Genomic DNA, 26,559 nt, shown 5'->3' with positions numbered 1-26,559 from the left:
AAAGGGTGAGGAGATGAATATTTTATATATTTCCGGAAGTCCACGGAAAAAGAGCAACACTGACATTCTTTTAAAATTGACCATGTCAATTACGGGAGGAGAATTTATAAAACTTATAGAGTATAATATAAAGCCATGTCTGGCTTGTTGGGCCTGCCAAAAGGATGGGGAGTGCCCTATAGAAGATGAGATGACAGAAAAACTTATACCAATGCTTTTAAAAAGTGATGCAATTGTAATAGGAAGTCCAGTTTTTTTTAACAACATTTCTGCTCAACTTAAGGCTTTTATAGATAGAACTTGGTGTATAAAAGGACAGTTAAGAAACAAAATTGGCGGTGCTATTGTAGTGGGTAGAAAATATGGGGAAGAAAGTGCTATAACGGCTATAAATGCGTTTTTCCTTAAGCATGATATGATTCCTGCTAATAGAGGCGTTTGTGGCATTGCTTATAGAGAAAGAGAAATTTTAAATGATATGGAAGCAATAGAGGCGACGAAAAGATTGGGAAAGCGTATATTAGAACTTGGAGAAATATTAGGAATTAAATAGCAAGGTATATTTTGTTTTTTGCTTAAATATGTTATAATATGTATGCAAGCAATTACTTGCATACATATTGTGAGGTGTTTTAATGGGCGATTCGGTGAAGGAAAAGATAGTTATGTCTACTTTAAAACTAATTTCTGAAAAAGGATATAAGTCTACAACTACAAGGAATATTGCAGAAGAAGCTGGTGTAAATGAAGTTACAATTTTCAGATGTTTTGGAAGCAAAAAAGATATAGTGCTTTATGCATTAAAAGAGCTGGAATTATTAAAGCCTGTAGATGAAAGAATATTAGACAATTGTACTGGTAATTTAAAAGAAGACCTACTCATGTTGGCTCATGAATATCATAAAAATTTTACAGAAGAAAAAGCGAAAATCATGATAGGTTTGAGAAGTCCAGAAATTTTCGAAGAGGTAAAAGAATATATGATCAGGATTCCAAAAGGCTTTAAAGAAGTTTTGATGAAGTATTTTGAAAAAATGTATGAGAAGGGATTATTAAATACTGATGATTTTGAACTTTTGGCCTTTGCTTTTATATCATTGAATTTTGGTTTTGTTTTAATGAATGCCTCCTATGGTAACAAGCTAATTGGCTTTAGCGATAGAGAATTTGTTAAAAAAAGCATAGAAATTTTTGTAAAAGCAATAGAAAAAAAGTGATTGAAGTAGTGTAAAATATAATATATGATGTACTTGGAGGAGAGGAGAGCAAATAATGAAAATAGGTATTCCAAAAGCTTTAATGTATTATTTTTATTATCCATTCTGGAAAACTCTTTTCGAAAGCCTTGGTTTTGAAGTGGTCACCTCTGACGATACTTCAAAAAGTATTTTAGACATAGGGGTAAAAGAAGCAGTTGCGGAAATATGTGTACCTATGAAGGTATATACAGGGCATGTTTTAAATTTGCTGGATAAGAGTGTTGATTACATATATATTCCTAGGTTTGTAAGCTTAAGGAAAGGTATATTTATGTGCCCTAAATTTATGGGGTTGCCTGACATGATAAAGGGTCTTTTTGATGGCATTGAGAATAAAATTTTGACTCATAACATAGTGTCAAAAAGTACTGACATATCAGAGTTTCACAATTACACAGTTTTTATCGATAAATTGGGTGTGAGTAGAAAAGATTTAAAAAATGCTTTAAAGAAAGCACGAGATAAATGGCTTGAGTTTAGAACTTTGAATAGGCAAGGATATGATATAAATGAGCTTTTGACGAGTGATGAACCAAAAAAATATGATGGTGATATTACAATAGGTCTAATTGGTTATGTATATAATGTTTATGATAGATTTGTCAATATGGACTTGCTTAATGTTTTTCGCAAGCTCAATATAAAAGTTGTGACCTTTGATATGATGGAAGAAAAGATAATACAACGTCAATTGAAAAAATTTAAAAAAAATATGTTTTGGGAGTTTAGCAATATGCTCTTAGGTACGGCTTATGAGTTTATGGAAAGAGATGACATTGATGGCATTATTCATATTACTGCCTTTGGATGCGGTCCTGACTCAATTCTTGAGCCTTTTTTAACTATAGATTCTGAAAAGTACAAAAAACCTTTTATGACTTTAAGAATTGATGAACAAACTGGTGAAAGCCACGTAATTACACGAGTTGAGGCATTTACGGACCTTATAAGGATTAAAAAATATAAAGCTGAAAAATCGGTGGAAGGCGTGATTTAAGTGAGGATAACATTCCCTTATATGGGTTCTCCTTATATGTATGAAAAACTTTTTACATTATTAGGGCATGAAGTGATAACTCCCCCGAAGCCTTCACAAAAAACTGTAGATTATGGCGTAAAATATAGCCCTGAATTTGCTTGTTTTCCTTTAAAGGTTATTTTAGGGACTTATCTTGAGGCTTTAGAATTAGGAGCGGATACTATAGTGACTTCTGGTGGGAATGGTCCCTGTAGGGCTGGTTACTATGGAGAGGCTCAGAAAAAAATACTTCAAAACATGGGTTATGATGTAGAATTTATAATATTTGATGAGCCGAAAAGAGATTTGAAAACTTTTTTGGGAAATGTAAAAAAGATAAAAGGAAATAATTCATGGCAGCAGGTTATTAAAACTGTAAAAACTGTATATGACATGGCAAAATCGATGGATAAAGTAGAGAAAATCGTAGAGACCAAGAGAGCTTATGAGTGTAATAAGGGAGAGTTTACTAAGGCATGGCATGAGATTACAGAAGAATATAGGAAAATAGAATCTTCTGAAGATGTAAAGAGGGTAGAAAAAAAGGCGATCGAGAGGTTAAATAGTATAAAGATTTGTGAAGTACCGGAAGAAGAAAAAATAAGGATTGGAATAGTAGGAGAAATATATGTTGTAATGGAGCCTTCAATAAATGGTAATATAGAAGAAGTTTTAAATGCTTATGGTGCAGAAGTGGAAAGGTCTCATTACATTTCCGAATGGATTGACTTTAATTTAATACCTTTGCCTTCTTACAAAGAGAAAGAACATCAAATATTGAAAAAAGGTGATAAATACATAGAGATAATAATTGGTGGGCATGCCAAACAGTCTGTGGGTGCAATAATTGATTTTATGGAAAGAGGATTTGATGGAGTTGTTCATTTAAAACCCTTTGGATGTTTACCAGAACTTGTTTCTCAAAGTGTGATAGATAAAATAATGAGAGAATATGACTATCCAATTTTGTCACTTTCTGTAGATGAACAAATGGCTATTGCCAATGTATTAACGAGAATAGAAGCTTTTTTAGATGTTATAAAACTAAAAAAACACAGAAAAAGGATAGCGAGGTAGACAAAAGTGGAGAAAATATATATTGGTGTTGATGTAGGATCAGTAAGTATAAAGGTTGTAGCCATTGATGAAAATAATGAGGTATTATTCAATTCGTACGTAAGAAATGTTGGGCAACCAATTGATACTGTAAAGGATGAACTAGCCAAATTACACAATGAATTGGCAACTAAAGAAATAGGTGGGGTTGGCGTAACGGGAAGTGGCAGACAGCTTCTTGGATACGTTCTTGGTGCAGATGTAATAAAAAATGAGATTACGGCCCATGCTACTGCTACATTACACTTTCATCCAGATGCTAGTACTATTTTTGAAATTGGCGGACAGGACTCAAAACTTATTATTATAAATGATGGTACGATAGCTGACTTTGCTATGAATACGGTTTGTGCTGCTGGTACAGGGTCATTTCTTGACCATCAGGCACAAAGACTGGGTATAAAGATTGAAGAATTTGGTGAAATTGCATTGACTGCAAAGCGAGATGTGAGAATTGCAGGTAGATGCACAGTCTTTGCAGAATCTGATATGATATCGAAACAGCAATACGGGTTTAGTAAAGCTGAAATATTAAAAGGTCTTTCTAAGGCCTTAGTGAGAAATTATATGAACAATCTTGTAAGAGGAAGAAAATTAAAACCGGTTTTTGTATTCCAAGGCGGTGTGGCGGCAAATATTGCGATAAAAAAGGCATTTGAAGAAGAAGTAGGACATGAGGTAATTGTGCCAAAGTATTATGACATCATGGGAGCAATAGGAATAGCGATGTTGGCAAAAGATGAAATGAAACGGACAGGCAATTCTACTAAATTTAAAGGGTTTGAGGTTTCAGAGGAGAAGTTTGAAACGACGAGCTTTATTTGCAAAGCTTGTCCTAACGAATGTGAAATAATACAAATTAAAGCAAACGGCAAAGTAATAGCGATGACAGGAGATAGATGTGGAAGGTATTCAAATTCTGTCATATAAGCATAAGGAGGCTTAGATATGGCCCATCATCATGATCATGGTGAGATAAGCAAAAAGAACTTAGTTATTGCGATGATACTAAATTTTGTGATAACAATAGGCGAAATAATAGGAGGTATATTGTCAGGCAGTTTATCTCTTATATCAGATGCACTTCACAATTTTAGTGATGGAATCTCAATAATTGTAAGTTACATTGCAATAAAAATATCTAAAAAAGAGAACAATGAAAAAATGACATTTGGCTATAAAAGGGCAGAGATACTTGCAGCGCTATTTAATTCGGTGGTTTTGGTAGTTATATCTTTATATCTTTTTAAAGAAGCATATATAAAATTTTTTAAACCGGAACCGATTGATGGTGTTTTAATGATAGTAGTTGCTATTATAGGACTTGCGGCAAATACGTTATCAGTGTTTTTACTGAAGGAAAATGCTCAAAAAAATTTAAATATAAAATCGACATATATACATCTGCTTTCTGATGCTTTGTCATCGCTTGGGGTAGTTATTGGAGGTATATTTATCTATGCATACAATGCTTACTGGATTGATCCGCTGCTAACAGTTTTAATAGGAGCTTATATAATAAAAGAAAGCTTTGAAATAATAGATGAAACAATAGGAATATTGATGCAAAAAACACCCGAAAATATAAATCTTGACATCATAAAAAAGGAAATTGAGAAACTTCCAGACGTAAAAAATATACACCATGTACACGTGTGGCAAACTAATGATAAAGATATACATTTTGAGTGTCATGTCAACACAAAAGATGATATTAAATTAAGCCAAGCGAAAATATTAATGGATCAGATTGAAACTATTCTTGATGAAACTTTTGGTATACACCATGTTACTTTGCAGATGGAATATGAATGTTGTGAGAATGTTGGGCTTATAAATAAAAAGGGTTAGTAATATAAAAAGCCTCCGAATTAGTTTACCAAACAAGGGGAGAATAAAACCTTCTCCCCTTGTTAGACTGTAGACAAACTTTCGAAAATAGGATATTTTGCATAAGGAACGACTTGTGACAAAGCGGCAACAAAACTTAGCAAGACCAAGGGTGGAGGCAGGGCCGAAGCCACGGATGGCGGAGGCGGGCACTAAGACAAGGATGTCGAATGTGCCCGGTACCCTGCCGGAACCTGAAGGTCGAGCTTTAGTTTTGTCGCTTTGGAACATCGGAGTGACGATGCAAAATATCCTATTTAAAAATTTTTGACTTTGTCAACAAACTGACAATGGGAGAAGAAAACCGTCTTCCCTTGTTTTTATTATTGCTCTTTCGCTTTTTTGAAGTAATTTTCAAGTAATGCAATTACTATAATTCCTAGCGTACCTCCTATTAAAGCTGTTATAAGCTGTGGAGTTGTAAAAGCCTGTACAATTTTCAGAGGAACTTTTACATTAAAAAGCTGCATTATATATTTTACTGATAAAGCAAGCCATATAAACTTAACTACAGCACCTACTATCATTCCTATTACTTTGTTTTTCTGTGTGGAAAAAAGTATCACATATAATCCGTTACCTATCATTATGAAAGGAATCATTAAAGGAAATCCCATTATGCCTACTAAAAATGCAATTACCGGTGTTAAAAGTCCTATTGTCACTCCTGACCACATTCCTACAGTTCCAGCTGCGATTAAAAGCATTGCATTAATGATAGAACCTGTTATAAGTTGGGGCATTTTTAAAAACTGAAATATTAGAGTGATGGCGAGTAAAATAGCAGTTCTTGTGATGAATTTTGTATCCATAGAATCGCCTCCTTTCCTCTTATTGTCAATTATATTTTATTACTTTAGCAAAAGAATGTCAAATAAATATCAAAGCTGGAAAGAAATTTTTAGTTTTGTTGACTTTCGCACAAAGAAAGGATACAATTTAAATATAAATGTAACAGTTGTTACAATAGAGGTGATTTATGTGAATGAAATAGAATTTAAAGAGGTAAGTTACAGTAGTTTTGGAAAAGAGATATTAAAAAACATTTCTGTAAAGTTTGAAGGTGGAGCAATACATACTATTGTCGGCCCTTCTGGAGCTGGAAAATCGACTTTGATTAAACTGATAAACCGATTGATAGAACCAACCCATGGCAGTATTTTAATAGACGACGTGGATATTAAAACAATAGATGTGATAGACTTAAGAAGGAGAATTGGAATGGTTTTTCAGCAACCTCATCTTTTTGAAGGAACAGTTAAAGAGAATATTGAGTATGGACCAATGCTTAAAGGCGAAAAAAATATCCATGTGGAGTATTATTTGAGCATTGTAGGATTGAATAGTGAGTATGCTACAAGGGATGTGAAAAATTTATCAGGAGGGGAACAGCAAAGAGTTTCTATAGCTAGAACTCTTGCAAATAATCCTGAAACTCTTTTACTTGATGAACCCACTTCAGCCCTTGACCCTACTTCAACAGAAATAGTAGAGAAATTGATATTTTACCTAAAAGAAAAAATGAACTTGACGATTATTTGGATAACTCACAACATGGAACAGGCTAAGCGCATTGGAGATTACACAGCACTGCTTAACAAAGGGCAATTAATAGAATATGCTAAAACTTATGATTTTTTTACAAATCCCCAAAATGAAATTACAAAATTGTTTATACAAGGCAAGTTAAAGGAGGAAGTTAAATGAGTGTATTGTCTTTGACATTGGCGTCAAGTCTTGTGCTAATATCAATTTTTGTTTCTTATTACCAAAAGCTGGGGATTGAAAAGGAAATAGTCATAGGTACTATAAGAGCGGTTGTGCAGCTTACAATAGTGGGATACATTTTACACTATATATTTGCTGCAAACAGTGCTTTATTTACCTTGGCTATGGTGACTTTAATGATAGTAGTTGCTGGAAATAATGCTTCAAAAAGAGGAAAGGGAATACCGAATGTTTTTTATTTTATCACTTTTTCAATTGCTTTAAGTGCCGCGATTACAATTTCTTTACTTATTTTGTTTGGAAATATTCATTTTAGGCCACAGGAAGTTATACCTGTATCAGGAATGATAATAGGAAATTCAATGGTAGCCTCAGGACTTGCTGTTTCAAGGCTAAAAGACGAGATAAAAAATAGGTCAGAGGAGATAGAAGCGTATTTGTCACTTGGTGCAACTTCAAGACAAGCGGCTCAAAAGGTGATAAAGACAGCGATAAAGACTGGGATGATTCCAACAGTTGACAGCATGAAAACTCTAGGCATCGTGCAACTTCCGGGGATGATGACAGGTCTCATATTGGGAGGAGTGGACCCTATTGAGGCAGTTAAGTACCAGATAATGGTTACTTTTATGTTGGCATCAACAGTAGCGATTTCATGTTTTGCGGTGACTTTTTTAACATACAGGGCATTTTTTACAAAACAACATCAGTTAAGGCAGGCTTTTTAGCCTGCCTTAAAATTATGGTATTAAAACCTCATCTTTATAAGGGTCATATACGTAGTACAAAAACCCTTCTTTTAGTGAAATTTGAAATATAAGTTTATCTTGCTGCCAGAATTGAGGCGATATTTCCTCTATTTTTGTATTTTCAAATCTTAACCTCAAATCTTCTCTTTTCCCTGTCTTGAGATTGTACACGTAAGCATTTGACTGTTGTGAGGTATTGTTGTAAGCGAGTACTGCAAGATATTTTCCACTGGAATCTACTTTAATATCTGGTATAATTGTATTTTCAAGAGAATCTATTAGTTTAAATTCTTTTTTTGATATATCATAGCTTATTATCCGGGTTTGAGACCTATCATCGGTTTGCATTGTGAAAAATATAGTATTAGTTTTTGGGCTGTAAGTCAAAGTAGCAGCATTGAAATTGTCTGGCAAAATTTCTTTGGGGATTTCTCCTTTGTCAAATAGCTTTGTCTCAACATTGTTTTCTATTTTATAAAAGGTTCCTTTTTTTTCAATAAACTCTATAGTTCCTAAATCTTTTATGCTGTCGATTATATAGCCATTGCTGTCAGGAGACAGATAGTAACGGGATTTATTTAAAGAGCAATATCCATTCATAATATATCCATAGGTTAAAGAAGCATCTACATAAGGTGTACTGCCTTCTGTGCCTGAACCTAATATTTCATAGGCTACAGGGTGGGGGTTTGATACAGTCATTATCTGAGGAGGATTTTTCATCAGCACCCTTGCAAAATCTTCATCCCTTACTATTATAGCTTGCAAAAATTTTTTTACTACTTCCTCAGGTGTTAATGTTTCTGTACCCAGTTCAATTTTCATAAGCTGCATTACATTTCCTCTTCTATCCTCATTTAGGTTTTTCAAGACGAAGATGCTTTTTGAATCACTACTCCACACAGGCCAGTAATAAGTGTATAGAGTACTCGTTACGTAGTTTTGAATTTCTTCTTTAGGCATTCCTGGGGGTATACTCTTTGGCACGTTTAGTGTAATTTGCTTTTTGGTTGTTAAAGAGGAAGCATCTGCTATCCAAATGTTGCTAATACTTACCGTTACGTTTATATCTTCTATTTTTTCTTCTTTGAGCTCATTTTTTTCATAAGCGATATAGTACCCATTTGGCGATACGGAAGGCCTTTTGCCTTCGTCAATTATTTTTTCGCTGTTGTCTTTTAAATTTTTATAGATTATCTTACTATCCCTTTCGAAAACTATAGCATCAGCATTTTTTACAAAAGATCCACAGCATCCCTCGGCTAGTTTAGTAACTTTTGAATTTTTTAAATCTACAGCGTTTATGTTGCTTTCTTTTACTTCAAAGCCGTGGGTTTCTCTAGGTATAATTACTTGTTCAGTGTAAATTATTTTATTTCCATCTGGTGAAAAGGTCGCGTCGCTATAGTAGGTATCTGAATTCTTGCTTTCAATTATTTTATTTTCTTTTCCATCCTTCAAATCTTTTACATAAATTGCACTTTTACCGACAGATGTTCTCGTTACAAACACCAATTTTGTCCCATCTGGTGAGACAGCCACTTCGCTGGCGGGTTTGTCAATTACTTTTTTAAAGCCTTTGCTGTCGTATTTATAAATTCCCTCTTCATGCAAAGGTACATATATGGTCCCGTTATATTCTGCTATTTTGCCAGCATTCATTTTTCCTAAAGTTATGAAAGAAATTTGATTTATTATCTTTAATTCTTCTGCATTTACTTTTGTTATTAGGTTGTCTTGCAGGTGTTTGATGCCGAAAGAAAAAACCATTAAAAGTATTGCTGCAGCTGCTACGATTACTACACCTCTCTTTTTCCATCTGTTTCTTTTAAATCTTTTTTTAAGAGATTCTTTAAGCTGATAATTTACAGGAATTAAGTCTTTTAATTTATTGAGGTTTTCTTCTATTCTTTTTTCGTCCATTTTCATCCCTCCAAACATTTTGCTACAAGATTTTTTAATTTTTGAATAATCCTATAAGCCTTCATTTTGACTGCTTCCTCAGTTTTTTCAATTGTTTGAGATATTTCCTTATGAGTCATGCCGGCAAAATATTTCAGGTTTATAATTTCTATTTCTTCTTTTGGCAAGGCGTAAATTGACTTTTTAAGACAATTTAATTCTACTTCCTTTTCAAATTTGTCCTCAAATACATCGGTATAAGAATATTCCATGATGAGTTCTTCTGATACCAGGTTTTTCCTTGTTCTGTAATAGTCTGTTACAGTATTTCGAGCTATAGAAAAAATCCATGCCTTTGGGTTTGATTTTACTGTATTATACTTTTCGAAGGCTTTTTGAAAAATTTCACTTACAATGTCATCTGCATCCCATTTGTTGCCGACTTTAAAGTATACGTACTGGTACACATCGTCAAAGTTTTTCTCATAAAATTCAATAAAACTTTCTGGCACAAATTTGGCCTCCCTTCTCGCCCCTTATTAGTACCTTTCACTTTTATAGACGAAAATCTTAACAAAAGGTAACAATACCCTTGCATTTATTTTAGTTTTATAATAAAATAATGTACAAATCAATGAAAAATGCGATGAAGCGGAGCAGTAGGCATTGTAAGCTTTAAGAGAGCCGTTGGTGGGTGTAAAACGGTAGCCTAAGATGCCGAAACTCGCCAGGGAGCAGGCATACTAAATTGTAGTAGGTATGCACGGTTACCGCCGTTACAGGTTTGAGAGGGCGCTTTTGCGCCAAAAAGAGTGGTACCACGGAAGAGTAGCTCTTTCGTCTCTTATGAGATGAAGGGCTTTTTTTAATAAAATTAAAATTAAGTTAGAGGTGAAATATATGGCGTATTCTGTTGAAGTCGATAGAAAGTGGCAAAGAAAATGGGAAGAAACAAAGTTATACAAGTTTAATCCTGAAAATGTGGACAAAAAACTTTACTGTTTAGAGATGTTTTCTTATCCATCAGGTGCTAAACTTCACGTAGGGCACTGGTACAATTATGGTCCTACAGATTCATGGGCAAGACTTAAAAGGATGCAGGGATATGAAGTTTTTCATCCAATGGGGTTTGATGCTTTTGGTCTTCCTGCAGAAAATTATGCAATAAAGACAGGAATACATCCTTATGATTCAACTATGGAAAATATAAGAACGATGGAAAAGCAGTTAAGAGAAATGGGGGCAACTTTTGATTGGGACTATGAAGTAATAACTTGCTTGCCGGACTATTATAAATGGACACAGTGGATTTTCCTTAAGCTTTTTGAGGCAGGCCTTGCCTATAGAAAGAAAGCTCCAGTGAATTGGTGCCCAAGCTGTCAAACTGTTCTTGCAAACGAGCAAGTTATAGATGGAAAATGTGAAAGGTGCGGTACTGAAGTTACAAAGAAAGATTTGACTCAGTGGTTTTTCAAGATAACTGCTTATGCAGAAGAACTCCTTGAAAAACTGGATGAACTTGATTGGCCTGAAAAGACAAAAATAATGCAGAGAAATTGGATTGGAAAGTCGGATGGAGCAGAGATAGAATTTAAAGTTGACGGCAAAGACCTGACATTTAAGGTGTTTACAACAAGGGCTGATACGTTATATGGAGCAACGTATGTAGTTATCGCTCCAGAACATGAGATTGTGGATTTAATTACTACAGATGAATATAAACAAGCTGTTGAGGAGTATAAAGAATACGCGAGAAAACAAAGTGAAATTGAAAGGTTGTCTACTGAAAAAGAAAAGACAGGAGTATTTACAGGAGCATACGCGATTCATCCTCTAACGGGAGAGAAACTCCCTATTTGGATAGCAGACTATGTCCTTGCAACATATGGAACAGGTTGTGTCATGGCTGTTCCTGCCCATGATGAAAGAGATTATGAATTTGCAACAAAATACAACCTTCCTATAAAAAGAGTGATAAAAGGAATTGGAGATGTGGACGACAGTCTACCCTTTGTTGAGTATGGAGTGCTTATAGACAGTGGAGAATTTACAGGTATAAAATCAGAAGAGGCAAGGATAAAGATTGTAGAGAAATTGCAACAAGAAGGTAGAGCTTCTTTTAAGGTTAATTACAGATTGAGAGACTGGCTTGTTTCAAGGCAGAGATACTGGGGGGCTCCAATACCTGTAATTCACTGTGAACGCTGTGGCATAGTCCCTGTCCCAGAAGAAGATTTACCAGTATTACTCCCTTATGATGTGGAATTTGCTCCAACAGGTGAGTCTCCACTTAAAAAGCATGAAGGCTTTATGAACGTTACTTGTCCAAAATGTGGAGGCAAAGCGTTAAGAGACCCCGATACCCTTGACACTTTTGTAGATTCTTCCTGGTACTTTTTGAGATATCCCGACAACAAAAACGACAAAGAGCCTTTCAATAAAGAATGGATAAATAAAATGTTGCCTGTTGACAAGTATGTAGGTGGAGCAGAGCATGCGACAATGCATCTTTTGTACGCAAGGTTTGTCACAAAAGCTTTAAGAGACTTGGGATATCTTGACTTTGATGAACCTTTTAAATCATTAGTGCATCAAGGCACAATATTGGGCCCTGATGGAAGCAGAATGAGTAAATCTAAAGGAAATGTCATTTCGCCTGACGAATACATTAAAGAATATGGTTCTGATGTATTCAGGCTTTACCTTATGTTTGGATTTGCTTATTCTGAAGGTGGGCCGTGGAATGATGATGGTATTAAGGCTATTGCTCGATTTGTCAACAGAGTGGAAAGATTCATAGAGAAGTTCGTTGAAATAAGAAATAATTCCAGTAAAACTAAAGATGAAATGGGAGAAGAAGAAAAAGAATTAAACTATATAAGACATTATACTATAAAAAGTGTCACAGAAGATGCGGACAAATTTCAGTTTAATACTGCAATAGCGAGGATAATGGAACTGGTAAATGCCCTTTATAAATATGAGGTAGATGTGGAAGTTAAAAATATCAAGTTTTATGAAGAAGTGGTGGCAGATTTAATAAAACTTTTGGCGCCATTTGCTCCTCACTTTTCTGAAGAAATGTGGGGAAAACTTGGGTATGAATATTCTGTTTTCAATCAGAAATGGCCTGAGTGGGATGAAAAAGCTCTACAAAGAGATGTTGTAGAGATAGCTGTCCAGGTAAACGGCAAGCTAAGAGGAAGGCTTGAAGTTCCTTCAAATGCTACTGACGAAGAAGTAGAAAAGCTTGCTCTTTCAGATAAAAATGTAAAAGCATATGTGGATGGAAAAGAGATAAAGAAGGTTATAGTTGTCAAAAACAGGCTTGTAAATATTGTTGTGAAATAAACTAAAGCAGGAGGTATGCTCCTGCTTCAGTTTGTTGACAAAGTCAAAAAATTTTAAAATAGGATATTTTGCATCGTCACTCCGATGTTCCAAAGCGACAAAACTAAACTCGACCTTCGGGTTCCGGCAGGGTACCGGGCACATTCGACATCCCTGTCTTAGTGCCCGCCTCCGCCATCCGTGGCTACGGCCCTGCCTCCACCCTCGGTCTTGTTAAGTTTTGTTGACGCTTTGTCACAAGTCGCACCGATTGCAAAATATCCTATTTTCGAAAGTTTGTCTACAGTCTGAAGCAGGAGGTATGCTCCTGCTTTTAAATAAATATTTTTAGTGATGGTGAGGGAGTAAATTATGATAGTAGATAGTGATGTTAAAAAGAGTATAAATGGAGTTAAAAGTGCACTACCTATTGTGTTAGGATATTTGCCAATAGGTTTTGCTTATGGACTAGTTGGCGTGAAAAGCGGTTTTACTATTTCACAAGTGATGGCATTGTCTCTTTTTGTATATGCGGGTTCAGCACAATTTATTGGTATAAGTTTGCTTAGTGCAGGAACAAGTATCGTTACATTGGTATCTACAATATTTATAGTGAATTTGAGGCACTTTTTATATAGTACATCACTATCGCAGTATATGAAACACATATCGAGGAAACATATACCAATATTATCTTTTTTTATTACTGATGAGACATATGCTGTTGCGATTACAGATTTGCAAAGTAACTCTGAATACACTGAAGGTTATTTCTACCAACTATTTTTAACCTCCTATACAGCCTGGGTATTTTCTTCATTTTTAGGTGCTGTATCAGGAAGTTTAATAGGAGGCTCTATAAACGTAGGGCTTGATTTTGCGCTTCCCGCAATGTATATTGCATTGCTACTTATGCAAATATCAGGGTATAAAAAAGTTTTTATAAGTATATTTTCGGGTTTGCTGTCTATAACTTTGATGTTTATATTACCAGGAAATACAAATGTCATTGTAGCTGCATTAATAGGTGCAGGAATGGGGGTATTGCTTGACAAATGGGTACGAAATTTATAATAAGTGTTATTGGGATGTTTTTGGTTACATATATTCCACGATTTATGCCTGTTTATGGCTTAACTAAAATAGAACTTCCTCAGGCTGTAAAGTCATTTCTTGAGTATGTGCCTGTGGCAGTTCTTTCAGCTCTTTTATTTCCAGTAATTTTTATTAAAGATGAAAAATTATATTTAGATTTATCAAATGTATATTTACTTTCAGCAATACCGACATTTATAGCTGCATATTTTACGAGGAAGCTATTTACACCTGTTGTTGTTGGTATTGTTAGCTATGTGATTTTATCATATATTATTAAGTAGATTGGTATGATTTCTGGATAATACATATTATTGTTAAAAAATTTGGTTGTATGATATAATATTTACGAAAGATGAGCTAGAGGTGTTTTTTATGAATGAGACTGAGAACATTATTAATGAGATAAAAGAGAAGTTAATTGATACTATCAACCCAAAGGCTATCATTCTTTTCGGTTCCACAGCAAAGAATGATAATGATGAAAATTCTGACATTGATTTGCTGATTATATGGGATGGAGTAGAAGATTTAAATAATGTTCAACGACGTATTAAACTAAGAGAGATAATTGGATTTGTTAATAAACCATTGGATATTTTGACATATACTAGTGATGAATTAAAGCAGGTAATAAAAGATGATAGGTCTTTTACTGCAACTATAATAAAGGAAGGAAAGATTATATATGGCGGATTCAACTGATTATAAAAAATGGCTGAAAAGAGCAGAACAAGATTATAAAATTGCTGAAACAATAAAAGAAGAAGGAATAGAAGGACTGGAAGATTCTTTTTGTTATATTTGTCATCAGTCTGCTGAAAAATTACTAAAAGCCTTTTTGTTATATAATTCTGATTTTGTACCCAAAACGCACGATTTGGTTTTTTTGTTAGGTAAATGTAAAACATATGATGCTACATTGGAAAAATTTTTTGATAAAATTAACATATTAAATGAATATGCTGTTTCTGCACGATATCCTATTGATTTTGACACTTTAAGAACTGTTGAAGAAGCTAAAGAAGCTTTTCAAATAGTGAGTAGTTTGAGGGAAGAAATATTAAGAAAATTGAAATGAAACTGCTTTTTAAAATAAGCAGTTTTTTTATTTGCATTTTTATGATATAATATACTTGCAAATGTTTGATAAACAAATAATTGTTTAGGAGTGTATTGATGTGGCATTGACACAGAGGGAAAAAGAGATATTGAGATTTATAAAGAAAAATCCAATGATTTCTCAAGAAGAATTAGCACAGCTTATGGGTATTAGCAGGTCAGCTGTTGCAGGGCACATAGCAAACCTCATGAAAAAGGGCTTTATATTAGGAAGAGGCTATGTGGTGAGGGACTTTAAAGGTATTACTGTAATTGGAGGAGCAAATATAGATATAAAAGGTAAACCCTATTCAGAGCTTAAGCAGCATACTTCAAATCCGGGACACATAAACATAGCACCTGGCGGTGTAGGAAGAAATATTGCTCACAACCTTGCACAGCTTAGCTTACCTGTTACACTTTTGAGCGTTGTGGGTAATGATGATGAAGGAAGAAGGCTTCTTGAGGAGACAAGGCAAGCAGGGGTAAATGTTGAACAGATTGTAATTTCAAATACAAGGCGTACAGGTATATATCTTGCCATTCTTAATGCAATTGGTGATATGGATGTGGCTCTTTCGGGAATGGACATTTTAGAAGAGTTAAATATACAATATCTTGAGTCCAAGATGGAAGTTATAAAAAATAGTGAGATTGTAGTTTTTGATACAAATATTCCCAGAGACAGCATTAAATATATTGTGGAGCTTTGCTACAATCACAATATTCCTGTAGTGGCAGAGCCCGTTTCCATCGACAAAGCAAAAAAATTAATAGGTGTACTTGACAAAATAGATTATGTAACTCCAAATAAAGAAGAACTTGAATCGATAACTTCAGCTAAAATAGCAAATGATGAGGATATGAAAAAAGCAGTTAAATATTTAAGACAAAAAGGTGTCAAAAATGTCATAGTAACTTTAGGAGAAAGAGGGGTATATATTTCTTCAGAAGAAGTTGAAAAATTTATAGAACCATATCAAGCCGAAATTGTTGATGCTACAGGTGCAGGAGATGCTTTGACGGCTGGCTTGGTCTATGGTATTTTTAATGGCTATCCTCTGGATGTATCGGCAAAACTTGGTCTTGCTGCGGCATCTCTTACAATATCCTCACCTTATACAGTAAATCCATTTTTAAATGAAAATCAATTAAAAAATATAGTAAAGGAGATTGTAAAATGAATAAGTTTATTGATTTGTCAAAAGAAGTTAAAGAAGCAATGGAAGAAAGGAAGCCTGTTGTTGCCCTTGAGTCCACTATAATATCTCACGGAATGCCTTATCCTGAAAATATTGAGACGGCTAAAACTTTGGAGAATATTGTAAGAGAACATGGAGCTATACCTGCTACAATTGCCATTATAAATGGAAGAATAAAAATTGGATTAAGCGAAGAAGAACTCGAATTTATGGGAACTTCAAAAGAAATATTAAAAGCTAGCAGAAGAGATTTACCCGTAGTTTTAGCAAAAGGACTTAGTGCAGCCACTACAGTTTCCGCAACAATGATTTGTGCAATTCTTGCAGGCATAAAAGTGTTTGTTACAGGAGGTATAGGAGGTGTCCACAGAGGAGCAGAACAAACATTTGATATATCAGCTGATTTACAAGAACTTGCAAATACAGACGTAGCAGTTGTATGCGCAGGTGCAAAGGCAATACTTGACCTCCCACGTACTCTTGAATACCTTGAAACCTTTGGGGTTCCTGTGGTAGGGTTTAAAACTTCAGAGTTTCCAGCTTTTTATACAAGAGAAAGCGGACTTAAAGTTGATTATAAAGTTGATGACGAAATAGAGGCTGCAAAAATTATAAAGACAAAATGGGATTTAGGCCTCAAAGGTGGGGCTTTAATTGCAAATCCTATTCCAGAAGAATATGCCTTGGATAAAGCTTATATAGATAAAGCAATAGAAGATGCTCTTTATGAGGCAGAAAAACGCAATATAAAAGGTAAAGAAATAACACCTTTTTTGTTGGATAAAATAAAAGATTTGACACAAGGTGAAAGCTTAAAAGCTAATATTGAACTTGTCAAAAATAATGCCCATGTAGGTGCGAAAATTGCCATTGAATTAAATAAATTGTATAAAGAGGCGTAATCCGCCTCTTATACCTACTTTTTGTCGTTGTCGTGTACTTCATCTATTATTTCTTCTCTCATGTTTTGTATACTTGTGAGCCTATTTTTGTTTTTCTGTTTAATCCTTTCTATTTCTTCAGGAGGAAGTTCTTCTGCGTGTAATTTTAGGTAATCTTCTGCTTCTCTATAATTTTCTATAGTATCGTGTATCATCTGTTGCAATTTCTCTACATTATCTGAGCGGTCATCCGGCTTTGGAGGTTTTGTGTATTTATCATTTTCCTTTGCCATAACATCACCCCAATTTTAAAATTTCTCATATTTATTTTGTTCATAAAGAATATTTATATGTATTGTAGAAAAGCATGTTTTTAAGTGCAGAAAATTTTAAAACATGCTTTTTGTGTTTTTTGAAATTTGAAGTACATGTAAATAACTTGTATAATTGTGTTAAGTATTTGTGCGTAAAATAAAAGTTAAATATATACTTTTTTACTTGAGGTGATGTCATGGATTTTTATTCTATCACAATCATAGTAATATTTTTTTATATATTTGTAACTGGTTTTCACGACGAAGGAAATCTTGTTGCTACTATTATATTTTCAAGGTCTATAGATGCAAAAAAAGCTTTTATTCTTGCAGCTGTTGCACAATTTTTGGGTACAGCAATAATAAGTACTAATGTCAGTCAAACAATGGCAAAGGATATTATAAAATATGAGTATTTATTTAAAAGCGGTTCCACTATTAGTTTATTGATATTATCCGGTTTAATAGGTGCCATGACATGGAACTTTATCACTTGGTATTTTGGAATACCTTCTAGTTCTTCTCACGCGTTAATTGGCGGAATGTTGGGACCTTTTGTCTTAGAATATGGTTATAACTCAATAAATGTACAAGGTATACTATTTAGAGCTATTCTTCCGTTGTTTCTGTCTCCTATAATAGGATTTGTTACGGGATATTTAGTAACGTTTTTTTTATCAGAAATATTGAAAAATCAAACACCGGAAGCGAATAACGTGCTTAAAAAACTGCAATATTTTACTCTCTTTTTTCTTAATGCAGGACAGGGGTCAAATGATGCCCAAAAAGGAATGGGTTTAATCGTTATTTTAATGATGATAAAGGGACAAACTCATAATTTTGAAGTACCTTTTAACATAAAATACATGGCAGCTTTAATGATTTCTTTAGGACTTATATTAGGAGGATTTAGGATGATCAAAAGTGTAGGAACAAGAATATACAGAATAAAGCCTTTTCATTCCTTTAATGCACAGCTTTCTTCCCTTTTAGTTGTAAGTATAGCATCAATCATTGGTGCACCAATCAGTGGGACACAGTTAATTAACTCTTCGATTTTAGGTATTGGGGCGAAAGAAAGGCCTACTGCTGTCAGATGGCAGTTTGCCAGGGGAATGATTATGGCGTGGTTCATAACAATTCCCGTTTCTTTTATAATCTCTTATTTAATTTACGGTTTGACTAAACTTTTATGAGGGAGGTGAAAAGAGTGAATGTATTTAAATGGTTATTTTCTAAAGAAATAGATTTCTATAAATTACTAGAAGAACAGTCAAAATTAACTCTTGAAGGAGTTTGCGCTCTTGAGAAATACATGACAACAGGTAATATCGAAGATGGACATGAAGTAAATAAAATAGAGAAAGAAGCTGACAGAAAAAGACAGGAGCTAATAGATGAACTTGATAAGACCTTTATTACTCCCTTTGACAGAGAAGATATTTTTCAGCTGTCAAAAGCTATTGATGACATATTAGATTATGCTGATACAACAGTTAAAGAGATGGAAATATATAATTTACAACCTACATCAGAATTGCAGGAAATTGTTACTGTTATAAAATTTAGTACTGACCTTATCCACAAATCAGTGTGCAATCTTAATAAAAATAAAAAAGAAGGTATGAAACAGGCATTAAAAGCTAAAAAATATGAAAATGAAGTGGAGAATTTATATAGAAAAAATTTAGCGAAACTGTTTGAAGAAGAAGATGTAAAATATATTTTAAAAATGAGGGAAATTTTCAGACATTTAAGCAACTGTGCAGACAAAATAGACCTTGCAGGGGATATATTAGGGCATATTTATGTAAAGATGATGTAGAAGCTGTAATTGCTTTTATAAAGGAGTCCTGCGGGTTCTTTTTATTATTTATATAGAAAAATTCCTTAAAATCTTAATAATGATTATGTGTTTTAAAGTGTATTATTTTTTGTCTTTTATGATAAAATGTATCATAAAGGGGGCGAAGAATGTGAAAAGAATTGATAAAGTTTATAACTGTTTGAAGGAATTGTGCAATAAGCAATTGGCTGAAAAAGGAGAAGTGGTTGGAGTTTCAGCTATTGAGATTGCACATGCTCTTAATATACAAAGAACAAATGCTTCCAGCGATTTAAATACCCTTTTTAGAGAAGGAAAAGTTATAAAAGTTGAAGGTAAACCAGTTTTGTATAAGGTTAAAGAACTTGATATGGTTTCTGATGAAAGCGATATGGTAGTGAAAGACGTATTTGACAGCATAATAGGAGCTAATTTAAGCCTTAAAAATGCTGTACAGCAAGCAAAAGCTGCTATAATTTACCCACCTAATGGCCTTCATACGCTTTTGCTTGGGGAAACGGGTACTGGCAAATCCATGTTTGCAGAAGTCATGTATAGTTTTGCAAAAGAAATTGGGAGAATAAAAAGAAACGCTCCTTTTGTGACTTTTAACTGTGCTGACTATGCTAATAATCCACAACTTTTAATGTCACAACTGTTTGGAGTGAAAAAAGGAGCGTATACAGGTGCCGATAAGGATAGAATGGGCTTTGTTGAGAAAGCAGATGGTGGCATACTTTTTCTTGATGAAGTCCATAGACTTCCACCAGAAGGACAAGAGATGCTTTTTTATCTGATTGATAAAGGGCTTTATAGACGACTTGGAGAATCTGAAACACAACATAAAGCGAATGTTTTAATAATATGCGCTACAACAGAGAACATTGAGTCTACTCTTCTTAGGACTTTTATAAGGCGGATACCAATGGTGATTAAATTGCCGGCTTTAGCAGATAGAACATATGAGGAAAGATTTGAACTTATTAAAAGTTTTTTTAGAGAAGAAGCAGCAATTTTTATTAACACTGATATTATGATAACTTCAAATGCTCTAAAAGCTCTTTTGCTTTATGAGTGTCCTAATAATATAGGTCAACTGAAAAGTGATATAAAACTTTCAATTGCAAAGGCTTATCTTGGATACATGATGAAAAGAGATAAAGGAGTATGCGTGCATACTGAAGATTTACCTGAGTATGTTAGAAGAGGATTGTTTAGGTATAAAGAGTCAAAAGATGAGATTGATAAATTTATGACAGGAGATATAATAAAGTTTTCATCCGATAATGCTACTCCTGTTATCCAACAGAATAATCAGATATTCAACTTTTATGAGGCGCTAGAAGAAAAAAGGAAAGCTTTGGAGCAAAAAGGACTTAACGAAAGTGATATAAAACTCATCATGAGTATTGATATAGAGACATATTTGAAAAGGTATCTCTTAAATCTGGATAAAAATAATTTGGAGGAATTGTATAAAGTAGTGGATAAAAAGATTGTCGATATGGTAAACGATTTTTTGAATTACGCTAGTAAAAGACTCAATAGACAGTTCAGTGATAAAACCTTATACGGCCTTTCTATGCATGTAGCCAGTTCTGTTGAAAGAATATTAAGTGGCAAAGACATTGTAAATCATCAGCTGGAAAATATAAAGAAGGTGTATGAAAAAGAATTTGAAGTGGCAAAGGTTTTGAGAGAAAGAGTCCAAAAAGAGTTTAACATAAAAGTACCTGATGATGAAGTGGGTTTTGTTACAATGTTTTTATGTCTTGAGGAGGAAACAAAAGAAAAAGACGAAAGGGTAGGTATTATTGTTGCAATGCATGGAGAAGCCGCTGCTACTTCCATTGCGGAGGTTTCCAATAGACTTTTAGGTGAAAATTATGTAATTGGATACAATATGCCGCTTGATCAAAAACCAGAAGTTGCGTTAAATAATTTAACTAATATTGTAAAGAGAGCTGACAAAGGAAGAGGCGTTTTACTCCTTGTCGACATGGGGTCATTAGTGTTATTTGGTGACATGATATACGAAAAGACAGGAATACCCGTCAAAACAATTGAAATGGTTTCTACTCCTATGGTTTTAGAGGCAGCAAGAAAGGCAATCCTTAACGCATCTTTAGAGGAAGTGTATGATGCAGTTGTCAATTTTAGTCCTTATGTGGGAAAAATCTATAAAGACAGCGTTAAATTTGAAGATTCTCTTAAAAAGAATGTTATCATAACTGCTTGTATAACTGGTGAAGGGACAGCAGTTAAACTTAAATCAATACTTGAAAAAAACCTTGACTTAAAAGAGAAAGATATTCATGTTATTCCAATTGAAATTGAAAATAAAAGAGAATTTAGAAGAAAACTACTCAACATCAAAGAAGAAAAAAATATTTTAGCTGTTGTAAGTGCTATAAATCCAGAGGATGATTCTATATTGTATATTTCTACCTCAGATGTGTTTGATAATGATAAATTATCTGTATTGAAAAATAAAATTGAAGCTCTTTCGCAAATTGAGGTAATTGATAACATGAAGGAGGTCATAAGAGAAAATATAAAGATAGATTCAGAAAAGTATATATCTTCTTTTAAAAGATTTTACGCAGCTTTAATAAGAGAAGGAGTAAATTTAAATGAAGATATTACAATAGGATTAATACTTCATCTTGCTTGTGTAATTGAGCGTATATTACAAGGGAAACAATTAATACACATTAAGGATACACAAGAATACATTAAGAATTATCCAAAAGAGTTTGATATTATAAAAAAAGTTATAAGGATTATCGAACAAGGATGTAGTGTAAAAATTTCAGACGAAGAATGTGTAAATATGATGAAAATAATCTATTCACTTTAATACACATATGTGTATTGAATACGTTTTTAAACGATACACATTGAAACGGGTTTGATATGATATCATCATTCAAGGCGGAAAAGCAAGAGTCCGCGGGGCAAGTGCTATTTGGCATGACTTCTGCATAAAATATAGTGCAAAAATTTAAAAAAGGAGTTGGTCTAATGGATGCATTTATTAATTTTCTTGACAGATATTTTATGCCTGTAGCAGGTAGACTTGCTGAACAAAGACACTTAAAATCGATTCGTGACGGAATAGTTGCAACAATGCCATTACTTCTCATTGGGTCATTCTTCTTAATTATAGCTTTTCCGCCTATACCTGCTCTTGAAGCCCTTGTTAAACCTTATGTCAATGATTTGTTAAAAATAGTCAATGCAACATTTGGGATAATTGCTATGGTTGCATCTTTTACAATAGCTTATTCACTGGCAGGAACATATAAAATAGATCCTGTAGCTTCTGGAGTATTGAGTTTGTCGACTTTTATGTTGTCAGTACCTTTAACACAAGATGGTAACATTCCTCTGAGTTGGATGGGAAGCCAAGGGTTGTTTGTTGCAATGATCATAGCAATTTTTACAGTAGAAGTCCAAAGGAAATTTGTAGAGAAAAATTTGATTATTCGTATGCCTGAAGGAGTTCCACCCTCTGTCGGTAGAGCTTTTGCGGCATTGATTCCTGGTGCTGTAATTATTACCTCTATTTGGATAATACACATGATACTAATTAAAACAATCCATTTAACAATACCGGAAGCTATTAATAAATTAATTGCTATACCTCTTATGAAGCTGGGTTCTACACTTCCTGCGGTAATACTTGCCATATTAGCAATTCAATTCTTGTGGAGCGTAGGTATTCATGGAGCTGCATTAGTAGGAGGAATTTTGGGACCGATATGGCTTACTTTTACTCAACAAAATTCAGCTGCTAAAATTGCTGGAGAAAAAATCTTGCCTAATATTGTATGTCAACAATTTTTTGATATATTCATTTATATAGGTGGTTCTGGAACAACTCTTGCGTTGGCTTTGCTCTTACTATTTGCAACAAAATCAGAACAATTAAAAGCAGTAGGTAAGGCTGCTATTGGACCTGGTATATTCAATATAAATGAACCTATAACATTTGGTATGCCAATAGTTATGAATCCAGTCATGATTGTGCCGTTTATATTAGCTCCTATTTCTGCAGGACTTATCACATACATAGCGATGGCGTTGAATTTAGTGGCAAGACCTTATGCTTTAATTCCTTGGACGACTCCTGTATTAATTAGTGGTTTCTTAACAACGGGAGATTGGAAAGCTATTATTTTACAGATTATAAATTTTGCTGTAGCTGGAGCAATTTATTATCCTTTCTTGAAACTATGGGACAATAAGAAATATGAAGAAGAGCAGCAATTGAAAAAAGAAGAAGAAAAATTAGCTGAGACGAAGGCATAATGATATATCCTGAGAGGCGTTGCCTCTCAGGATATATATTCCATAAAAAGGAGTGGTACAGATGAAATATCTAATTGTAAATGCTGATGATTTTGGGCTGACAAAAGGAGTTAATAAAGGAGTTGTTGAATGCTATAAAAACGGTATTTTAAGAAGTACTTCTATAATGTGTAATATGCCTTATGCTAATGAAGCTTTACAAATAAAAGAATTATGTCCAGATTTGGGTTTTGGAATACACATAACTCTAGATGCTGGTAAACCGTTGAGTAGTGCTGGAAAAGTAAATACCTTGATAGATGAAAGAGGGTATTTTAAAAGAGGCTTTCCACATTCTTTAGATGATGCTGATGTGGATCAAATCAGAACAGAAATAGAAGAGCAGATTAAAAAAGCTTTTTCTTTAGGGGTTTCTATCACTCATATGGATAGCCATCATCATGTGCAAAGTCATCCCAAGGTAATAGATGTATTTATAGAAATGGCTCACAAATATAACTTACCTGTACGATCTACTCCATTGGATAGGGAAATAATTATTAAAGCTGGTTTAAAAACAGTTGATAATTTTATTTATAATTTCTATGATGAAGGTGTTAAAAAAGAAAATTTATTGTCTATATTAGGTAGTATAGAGGAAGGTATAACAGAAATAATGAGCCATCCAGCGTATGTAGACAACGAATTAATGAATATTTCGTCTTATAATACAAAAAGAGAAATTGAAAGAACAATATTGACTGATAAAGATGTTTTACAATTTATTCTGAATAATAACATTTTATTAGTTAACTATTCGATATTAAAATAAGTTTAAACTAAAAGGAGGGTATATACAATGAGGATTCTATTAATCTGTGGTGCGGGTATGTCAACAAGTTTGTTAGTTGAAAAGATGAAAAAAGAGGGAGAAAAAAGAGGGATGAAAGACTTATACATTTTTGCAGAAGCAGCAGATAATTTAGAAAAAGTAATAGATGATTACGATGTTATATTATTAGGTCCTCAAATTAGGTATAAAGAAAAGTATGTTTCAGAACTTGCAAAAGAGAAAAACAAAGTATATAGAGTAATTCCACCAAACATATATGGGATGATAGATGGAGCCAAAACATTGGATTTAGCAATTGAGGCGCTGAAAAACAAATAAAGTTTAGGAGGCAGAAAAATGGATCTTGAACAAATTGTTTTTACTATCATATCTCATGCAGGGAATGCACGAAGCAATTCTTTTGAAGCATTAAAGCATGCGCGTGAGGGTAATTTTGAGGAGGCCGAAAAGTGGTTAAATAAAGCAAGTGAAGAGCTTTTAGAAGCTCATCACGTTCAAACGGATATGATACACAAAGAAGCGGCGGGAGAAAAACAGGAAGTTACACTTCTTTTAGTACATGCAGAAGACCATCTTATGAATGCAATTCTTGCAAAGGAATTGATAACGGAAATGATTGACTTGTATAAAGTTATTTATCAAACAAAGGGGGCAACTTTTAATGTTTAAAAAGGATTTGAAAATTGCTGTAATTGGAGGGGGTTCTAGTTATACCCCCGAACTTATCGAGGGCTTTATCAAGAGGTATAATGAACTACCAGTTAAAGACTTATATTTAGTAGATATAGAAGAAGGGAAAGAAAAACTTGAAATTGTTGGTGGCCTTGCAAAAAGGATGGTAGAAAAAGCCGGCATAGGGATAAACATTCATCTGACTCTGGACAGGCGTGAAGCCATAAAAGGTGCAGATTTTGTCGTTACTCAGTTTAGAGTAGGAGGAATAGATGCCAGAATCCGAGATGAAAAAATTCCTCTAAAGTATGATGTTATAGGTCAGGAAACAACTGGACCCGGTGGTTTTGCAAAAGCCCAGAGGACAATACCCGTTATACTGGATATATGCAGAGATATAGAAGAACTTGCGCCGAACGCATGGCTTATTAACTTTACGAATCCTTCAGGAGTTATAACAGAAACGGTTTTAAAACATACAAATGTAAAAGCTATTGGCTTATGCAATGTACCGATAGGCATGGTATATGGTGTTGCGCAACTTTTGAATGTTGATCCAACGAGAATTTATATAAATTTTGCTGGTTTGAATCATTTAGTATGGGGTACTCATGTATATTTAGATGGTATAGAAAAAACTGATAAACTAATTGATACTTATGCTACTGCAAAATCTTTAACAATGAAGAATATTCCTGAATTACCTTGGGATCCTGAATTTATAAAATCACTTGGTATGTATCCTTGTCCATATCACAGATATTATTATTTGACTGACCAAATGCTTGAGGAACAAAAAAGAGAAGTTGCCACAGTAGGTACAAGAGGAGAAGTTGTTAAAAAATTAGAGCAAGAATTATTTGAATTATATAAAGATCCAAATTTAAATATAAAACCGCCGCAATTAGAAAAAAGGGGAGGAGCTCATTATTCTGATGCTGCTTGCTCCCTGATAAGTTCAATATATAATGACAAAAAAGACATACATGTGGTCAATGTGAGAAACAATGGTACAATCGCAGATTTGCCAGATAATGTGGTGATAGAAACAAATGCAATAATAGATAGAAATGGGGCTCATCCGATAAATATTGGACATGTGCCAGCGAAAATAAGGGGTTTAATGCAAGCAGTAAAAGCCTATGAAGAACTTACTATAGAAGCAGGGGTAAAAGGGGACTATTATACAGCTTTACAGGCGTTGACAATTCATCCATTAGTACCTTCTGCGACTGTTGCTAAAAAAATTCTTGATGATATACTTGAGCAAAATAAAGAATATCTGCCACAGTATAAATAGAAATATTGCTGATTTTACAAAATAATTTTTT

General features: G+C 33.9%; 27 protein-coding genes and 1 other annotated feature. Of the genes, 23 read left to right on the top strand and 4 right to left on the bottom strand.

Annotated elements, in window-relative coordinates; all coding sequences use genetic code 11:
* The first annotated feature begins 13 nt into the window (after window positions 1-13).
* The 6 genes from THYS13_RS08465 to THYS13_RS08440 all read left to right on the top strand — a co-directional run bounded on the left by THYS13_RS08465 (window position 14) and on the right by THYS13_RS08440 (window position 5,244).
* Window positions 14-553, top strand: a complete 540-nt coding sequence (locus tag THYS13_RS08465) for a flavodoxin family protein (RefSeq protein WP_042834131.1) — start codon at window positions 14-16, stop codon at window positions 551-553.
* Window positions 554-635: 82 nt separating this feature from the next.
* Window positions 636-1,217: a TetR/AcrR family transcriptional regulator gene (locus THYS13_RS08460; protein ID WP_042834130.1), complete on the top strand. Its 582-nt coding sequence runs from the start codon at window positions 636-638 to the stop codon at window positions 1,215-1,217.
* Between the two features lie 55 nt (window positions 1,218-1,272).
* The gene (locus THYS13_RS08455; protein ID WP_042834128.1) at window positions 1,273-2,256 is read left to right on the top strand and encodes an acyl-CoA dehydratase activase-related protein; all 984 of its coding nucleotides are present in this window, start codon (window positions 1,273-1,275) and stop codon (window positions 2,254-2,256) included.
* Window positions 2,257-3,354 (top strand): 2-hydroxyacyl-CoA dehydratase, encoded by a 1,098-nt coding sequence (locus tag THYS13_RS08450; protein ID WP_042834127.1) that lies wholly within the window; start codon window positions 2,257-2,259, stop codon window positions 3,352-3,354.
* 6 nt (window positions 3,355-3,360) lie between these two features.
* Window positions 3,361-4,323, top strand: coding sequence for an acyl-CoA dehydratase activase (locus THYS13_RS08445; RefSeq protein WP_042834126.1), 963 nt, complete (start codon window positions 3,361-3,363; stop codon window positions 4,321-4,323).
* An 18-nt stretch (window positions 4,324-4,341) separates the two neighbouring features.
* On the top strand, window positions 4,342-5,244 hold the full coding sequence (locus THYS13_RS08440; protein ID WP_042834125.1) for a cation diffusion facilitator family transporter: 903 nt from the start codon (window positions 4,342-4,344) through the stop codon (window positions 5,242-5,244).
* 362 nt (window positions 5,245-5,606) lie between these two features.
* Here THYS13_RS08440 and THYS13_RS08430 read toward each other — a convergent pair whose 3' ends face one another.
* The gene (locus tag THYS13_RS08430; protein ID WP_042834123.1) at window positions 5,607-6,095 is read right to left on the bottom strand and encodes an ECF transporter S component; all 489 of its coding nucleotides are present in this window, start codon (window positions 6,093-6,095) and stop codon (window positions 5,607-5,609) included.
* 169 nt (window positions 6,096-6,264) lie between these two features.
* Here THYS13_RS08430 and THYS13_RS08425 point away from each other — a divergent pair, with 169 nt between their 5' ends.
* Window positions 6,265-6,990 (top strand): phosphate ABC transporter ATP-binding protein, encoded by a 726-nt coding sequence (locus THYS13_RS08425; protein WP_042834756.1) that lies wholly within the window; start codon window positions 6,265-6,267, stop codon window positions 6,988-6,990.
* Entirely contained in the window at window positions 6,987-7,739 is a 753-nt protein-coding gene (fetB, locus tag THYS13_RS08420; RefSeq protein ID WP_042834122.1) for an iron export ABC transporter permease subunit FetB, read from the top strand. Before THYS13_RS08425 ends, fetB begins: the two co-directional genes overlap by 4 nt.
* Before the next feature lie 12 nt (window positions 7,740-7,751).
* On the opposite strand, the gene THYS13_RS08415 is transcribed toward fetB, so the two are convergent.
* Together THYS13_RS08415 and THYS13_RS08410 are read right to left on the bottom strand one after the other, a co-directional pair.
* Window positions 7,752-9,683 (bottom strand): PD40 domain-containing protein, encoded by a 1,932-nt coding sequence (locus tag THYS13_RS08415; protein WP_042834121.1) that lies wholly within the window; start codon window positions 9,681-9,683, stop codon window positions 7,752-7,754.
* Between the two features lie 2 nt (window positions 9,684-9,685).
* Complete coding sequence (locus THYS13_RS08410) at window positions 9,686-10,174, bottom strand: RNA polymerase sigma factor (RefSeq protein WP_042834120.1); 489 nt, start codon at window positions 10,172-10,174, stop codon at window positions 9,686-9,688.
* A gap of 125 nt (window positions 10,175-10,299) precedes the next feature.
* Window positions 10,300-10,510: a binding site (T-box leader), on the top strand.
* Between the two features lie 52 nt (window positions 10,511-10,562).
* Here THYS13_RS08410 and leuS point away from each other — a divergent pair.
* The 7 genes from leuS (at window position 10,563) to THYS13_RS08375 (ending at window position 17,292) form a co-directional block, all read left to right on the top strand.
* Window positions 10,563-13,013: a leucine--tRNA ligase gene (gene leuS / locus THYS13_RS08405; RefSeq protein ID WP_042834119.1), complete on the top strand. Its 2,451-nt coding sequence runs from the start codon at window positions 10,563-10,565 to the stop codon at window positions 13,011-13,013.
* A 351-nt stretch (window positions 13,014-13,364) separates the two neighbouring features.
* Window positions 13,365-14,066 (top strand): AzlC family ABC transporter permease, encoded by a 702-nt coding sequence (locus THYS13_RS08400; protein WP_042834118.1) that lies wholly within the window; start codon window positions 13,365-13,367, stop codon window positions 14,064-14,066.
* On the top strand, window positions 14,048-14,371 hold the full coding sequence (locus THYS13_RS08395) for an AzlD domain-containing protein (RefSeq protein ID WP_042834117.1): 324 nt from the start codon (window positions 14,048-14,050) through the stop codon (window positions 14,369-14,371). Before THYS13_RS08400 ends, THYS13_RS08395 begins: the two co-directional genes overlap by 19 nt.
* 91 nt (window positions 14,372-14,462) lie before the next feature.
* Entirely contained in the window at window positions 14,463-14,792 is a 330-nt protein-coding gene (locus THYS13_RS08390; protein WP_042834116.1) for a nucleotidyltransferase domain-containing protein, read from the top strand.
* Entirely contained in the window at window positions 14,776-15,168 is a 393-nt protein-coding gene (locus tag THYS13_RS08385; protein ID WP_042834115.1) for a HEPN domain-containing protein, read from the top strand. Before THYS13_RS08390 ends, THYS13_RS08385 begins: the two co-directional genes overlap by 17 nt.
* Before the next feature lie 100 nt (window positions 15,169-15,268).
* A complete protein-coding gene (locus tag THYS13_RS08380; RefSeq protein ID WP_042834114.1) occupies window positions 15,269-16,372 on the top strand; it encodes a PfkB family carbohydrate kinase in 1,104 nt (367 codons plus the stop codon).
* On the top strand, window positions 16,369-17,292 hold the full coding sequence (locus THYS13_RS08375) for a pseudouridine-5'-phosphate glycosidase (protein WP_042834113.1): 924 nt from the start codon (window positions 16,369-16,371) through the stop codon (window positions 17,290-17,292). Before THYS13_RS08380 ends, THYS13_RS08375 begins: the two co-directional genes overlap by 4 nt.
* Window positions 17,293-17,306: 14 nt before the next feature.
* On the opposite strand, the gene tlp is transcribed toward THYS13_RS08375, so the two are convergent.
* The gene (gene tlp, locus THYS13_RS08370; protein WP_042834112.1) at window positions 17,307-17,564 is read right to left on the bottom strand and encodes a small acid-soluble spore protein Tlp; all 258 of its coding nucleotides are present in this window, start codon (window positions 17,562-17,564) and stop codon (window positions 17,307-17,309) included.
* 218 nt (window positions 17,565-17,782) lie between these two features.
* Here tlp and THYS13_RS08365 point away from each other — a divergent pair, with 218 nt between their 5' ends.
* From THYS13_RS08365 to THYS13_RS08330, 8 genes are all read left to right on the top strand, one after another.
* The gene (locus THYS13_RS08365; protein ID WP_042834111.1) at window positions 17,783-18,781 is read left to right on the top strand and encodes an inorganic phosphate transporter; all 999 of its coding nucleotides are present in this window, start codon (window positions 17,783-17,785) and stop codon (window positions 18,779-18,781) included.
* A gap of 14 nt (window positions 18,782-18,795) precedes the next feature.
* A complete protein-coding gene (locus THYS13_RS08360; protein ID WP_052210510.1) occupies window positions 18,796-19,410 on the top strand; it encodes a DUF47 domain-containing protein in 615 nt (204 codons plus the stop codon).
* A gap of 151 nt (window positions 19,411-19,561) precedes the next feature.
* Window positions 19,562-22,270 (top strand): sigma 54-interacting transcriptional regulator, encoded by a 2,709-nt coding sequence (locus tag THYS13_RS08355; RefSeq protein ID WP_042834110.1) that lies wholly within the window; start codon window positions 19,562-19,564, stop codon window positions 22,268-22,270.
* Window positions 22,271-22,434: 164 nt separating this feature from the next.
* The gene (locus THYS13_RS08350) at window positions 22,435-23,724 is read left to right on the top strand and encodes a PTS sugar transporter subunit IIC (RefSeq protein WP_042834109.1); all 1,290 of its coding nucleotides are present in this window, start codon (window positions 22,435-22,437) and stop codon (window positions 23,722-23,724) included.
* Between the two features lie 61 nt (window positions 23,725-23,785).
* Window positions 23,786-24,535: a chitin disaccharide deacetylase gene (gene chbG, locus THYS13_RS08345; protein ID WP_003869892.1), complete on the top strand. Its 750-nt coding sequence runs from the start codon at window positions 23,786-23,788 to the stop codon at window positions 24,533-24,535.
* A 27-nt stretch (window positions 24,536-24,562) separates the two neighbouring features.
* Window positions 24,563-24,874 carry a PTS sugar transporter subunit IIB gene (locus tag THYS13_RS08340; RefSeq protein WP_003869891.1) on the top strand — a complete coding sequence of 104 codons (312 nt, stop codon included), beginning with the start codon at window positions 24,563-24,565 and terminating at the stop codon, window positions 24,872-24,874.
* Between the two features lie 18 nt (window positions 24,875-24,892).
* Window positions 24,893-25,225, top strand: coding sequence for a PTS lactose/cellobiose transporter subunit IIA (locus THYS13_RS08335; protein ID WP_003869890.1), 333 nt, complete (start codon window positions 24,893-24,895; stop codon window positions 25,223-25,225).
* A complete protein-coding gene (locus THYS13_RS08330; protein ID WP_042834108.1) occupies window positions 25,218-26,528 on the top strand; it encodes a 6-phospho-beta-glucosidase in 1,311 nt (436 codons plus the stop codon). Before THYS13_RS08335 ends, THYS13_RS08330 begins: the two co-directional genes overlap by 8 nt.
* Window positions 26,529-26,559 lie beyond the last annotated feature (31 nt).

The organism is Thermoanaerobacter sp. YS13 (assembly GCF_000806225.2).
Lineage (GTDB): Bacteria > Bacillota > Thermoanaerobacteria > Thermoanaerobacterales > Thermoanaerobacteraceae > Thermoanaerobacter > Thermoanaerobacter uzonensis.
The sequence above is the reverse complement of the archived record's forward strand: the minus strand, read 5'-3'. Positions and strand labels throughout refer to the sequence as shown.

Coding starts and splice junctions, on each gene's coding strand:
- leuS (WP_042834119.1), top strand. CDS start 10,563: ATGGCGTATTCTGTTGAAGTCGATAGAAAGTGGCAAAGAAAATGGGAA.
- THYS13_RS08460 (WP_042834130.1), top strand. CDS start 636: ATGGGCGATTCGGTGAAGGAAAAGATAGTTATGTCTACTTTAAAACTA.
- THYS13_RS08375 (WP_042834113.1), top strand. CDS start 16,369: ATGAATAAGTTTATTGATTTGTCAAAAGAAGTTAAAGAAGCAATGGAA.
- THYS13_RS08385 (WP_042834115.1), top strand. CDS start 14,776: ATGGCGGATTCAACTGATTATAAAAAATGGCTGAAAAGAGCAGAACAA.
- THYS13_RS08465 (WP_042834131.1), top strand. CDS start 14: ATGAATATTTTATATATTTCCGGAAGTCCACGGAAAAAGAGCAACACT.
- THYS13_RS08395 (WP_042834117.1), top strand. CDS start 14,048: ATGGGTACGAAATTTATAATAAGTGTTATTGGGATGTTTTTGGTTACA.
- THYS13_RS08415 (WP_042834121.1), bottom strand. CDS start 9,683: ATGGACGAAAAAAGAATAGAAGAAAACCTCAATAAATTAAAAGACTTA.
- THYS13_RS08430 (WP_042834123.1), bottom strand. CDS start 6,095: ATGGATACAAAATTCATCACAAGAACTGCTATTTTACTCGCCATCACT.
- THYS13_RS08330 (WP_042834108.1), top strand. CDS start 25,218: ATGTTTAAAAAGGATTTGAAAATTGCTGTAATTGGAGGGGGTTCTAGT.
- THYS13_RS08350 (WP_042834109.1), top strand. CDS start 22,435: ATGGATGCATTTATTAATTTTCTTGACAGATATTTTATGCCTGTAGCA.
- THYS13_RS08400 (WP_042834118.1), top strand. CDS start 13,365: ATGATAGTAGATAGTGATGTTAAAAAGAGTATAAATGGAGTTAAAAGT.
- tlp (WP_042834112.1), bottom strand. CDS start 17,564: ATGGCAAAGGAAAATGATAAATACACAAAACCTCCAAAGCCGGATGAC.
- THYS13_RS08365 (WP_042834111.1), top strand. CDS start 17,783: ATGGATTTTTATTCTATCACAATCATAGTAATATTTTTTTATATATTT.
- chbG (WP_003869892.1), top strand. CDS start 23,786: ATGAAATATCTAATTGTAAATGCTGATGATTTTGGGCTGACAAAAGGA.
- fetB (WP_042834122.1), top strand. CDS start 6,987: ATGAGTGTATTGTCTTTGACATTGGCGTCAAGTCTTGTGCTAATATCA.
- THYS13_RS08335 (WP_003869890.1), top strand. CDS start 24,893: ATGGATCTTGAACAAATTGTTTTTACTATCATATCTCATGCAGGGAAT.
- THYS13_RS08440 (WP_042834125.1), top strand. CDS start 4,342: ATGGCCCATCATCATGATCATGGTGAGATAAGCAAAAAGAACTTAGTT.
- THYS13_RS08455 (WP_042834128.1), top strand. CDS start 1,273: ATGAAAATAGGTATTCCAAAAGCTTTAATGTATTATTTTTATTATCCA.
- THYS13_RS08390 (WP_042834116.1), top strand. CDS start 14,463: ATGAATGAGACTGAGAACATTATTAATGAGATAAAAGAGAAGTTAATT.
- THYS13_RS08340 (WP_003869891.1), top strand. CDS start 24,563: ATGAGGATTCTATTAATCTGTGGTGCGGGTATGTCAACAAGTTTGTTA.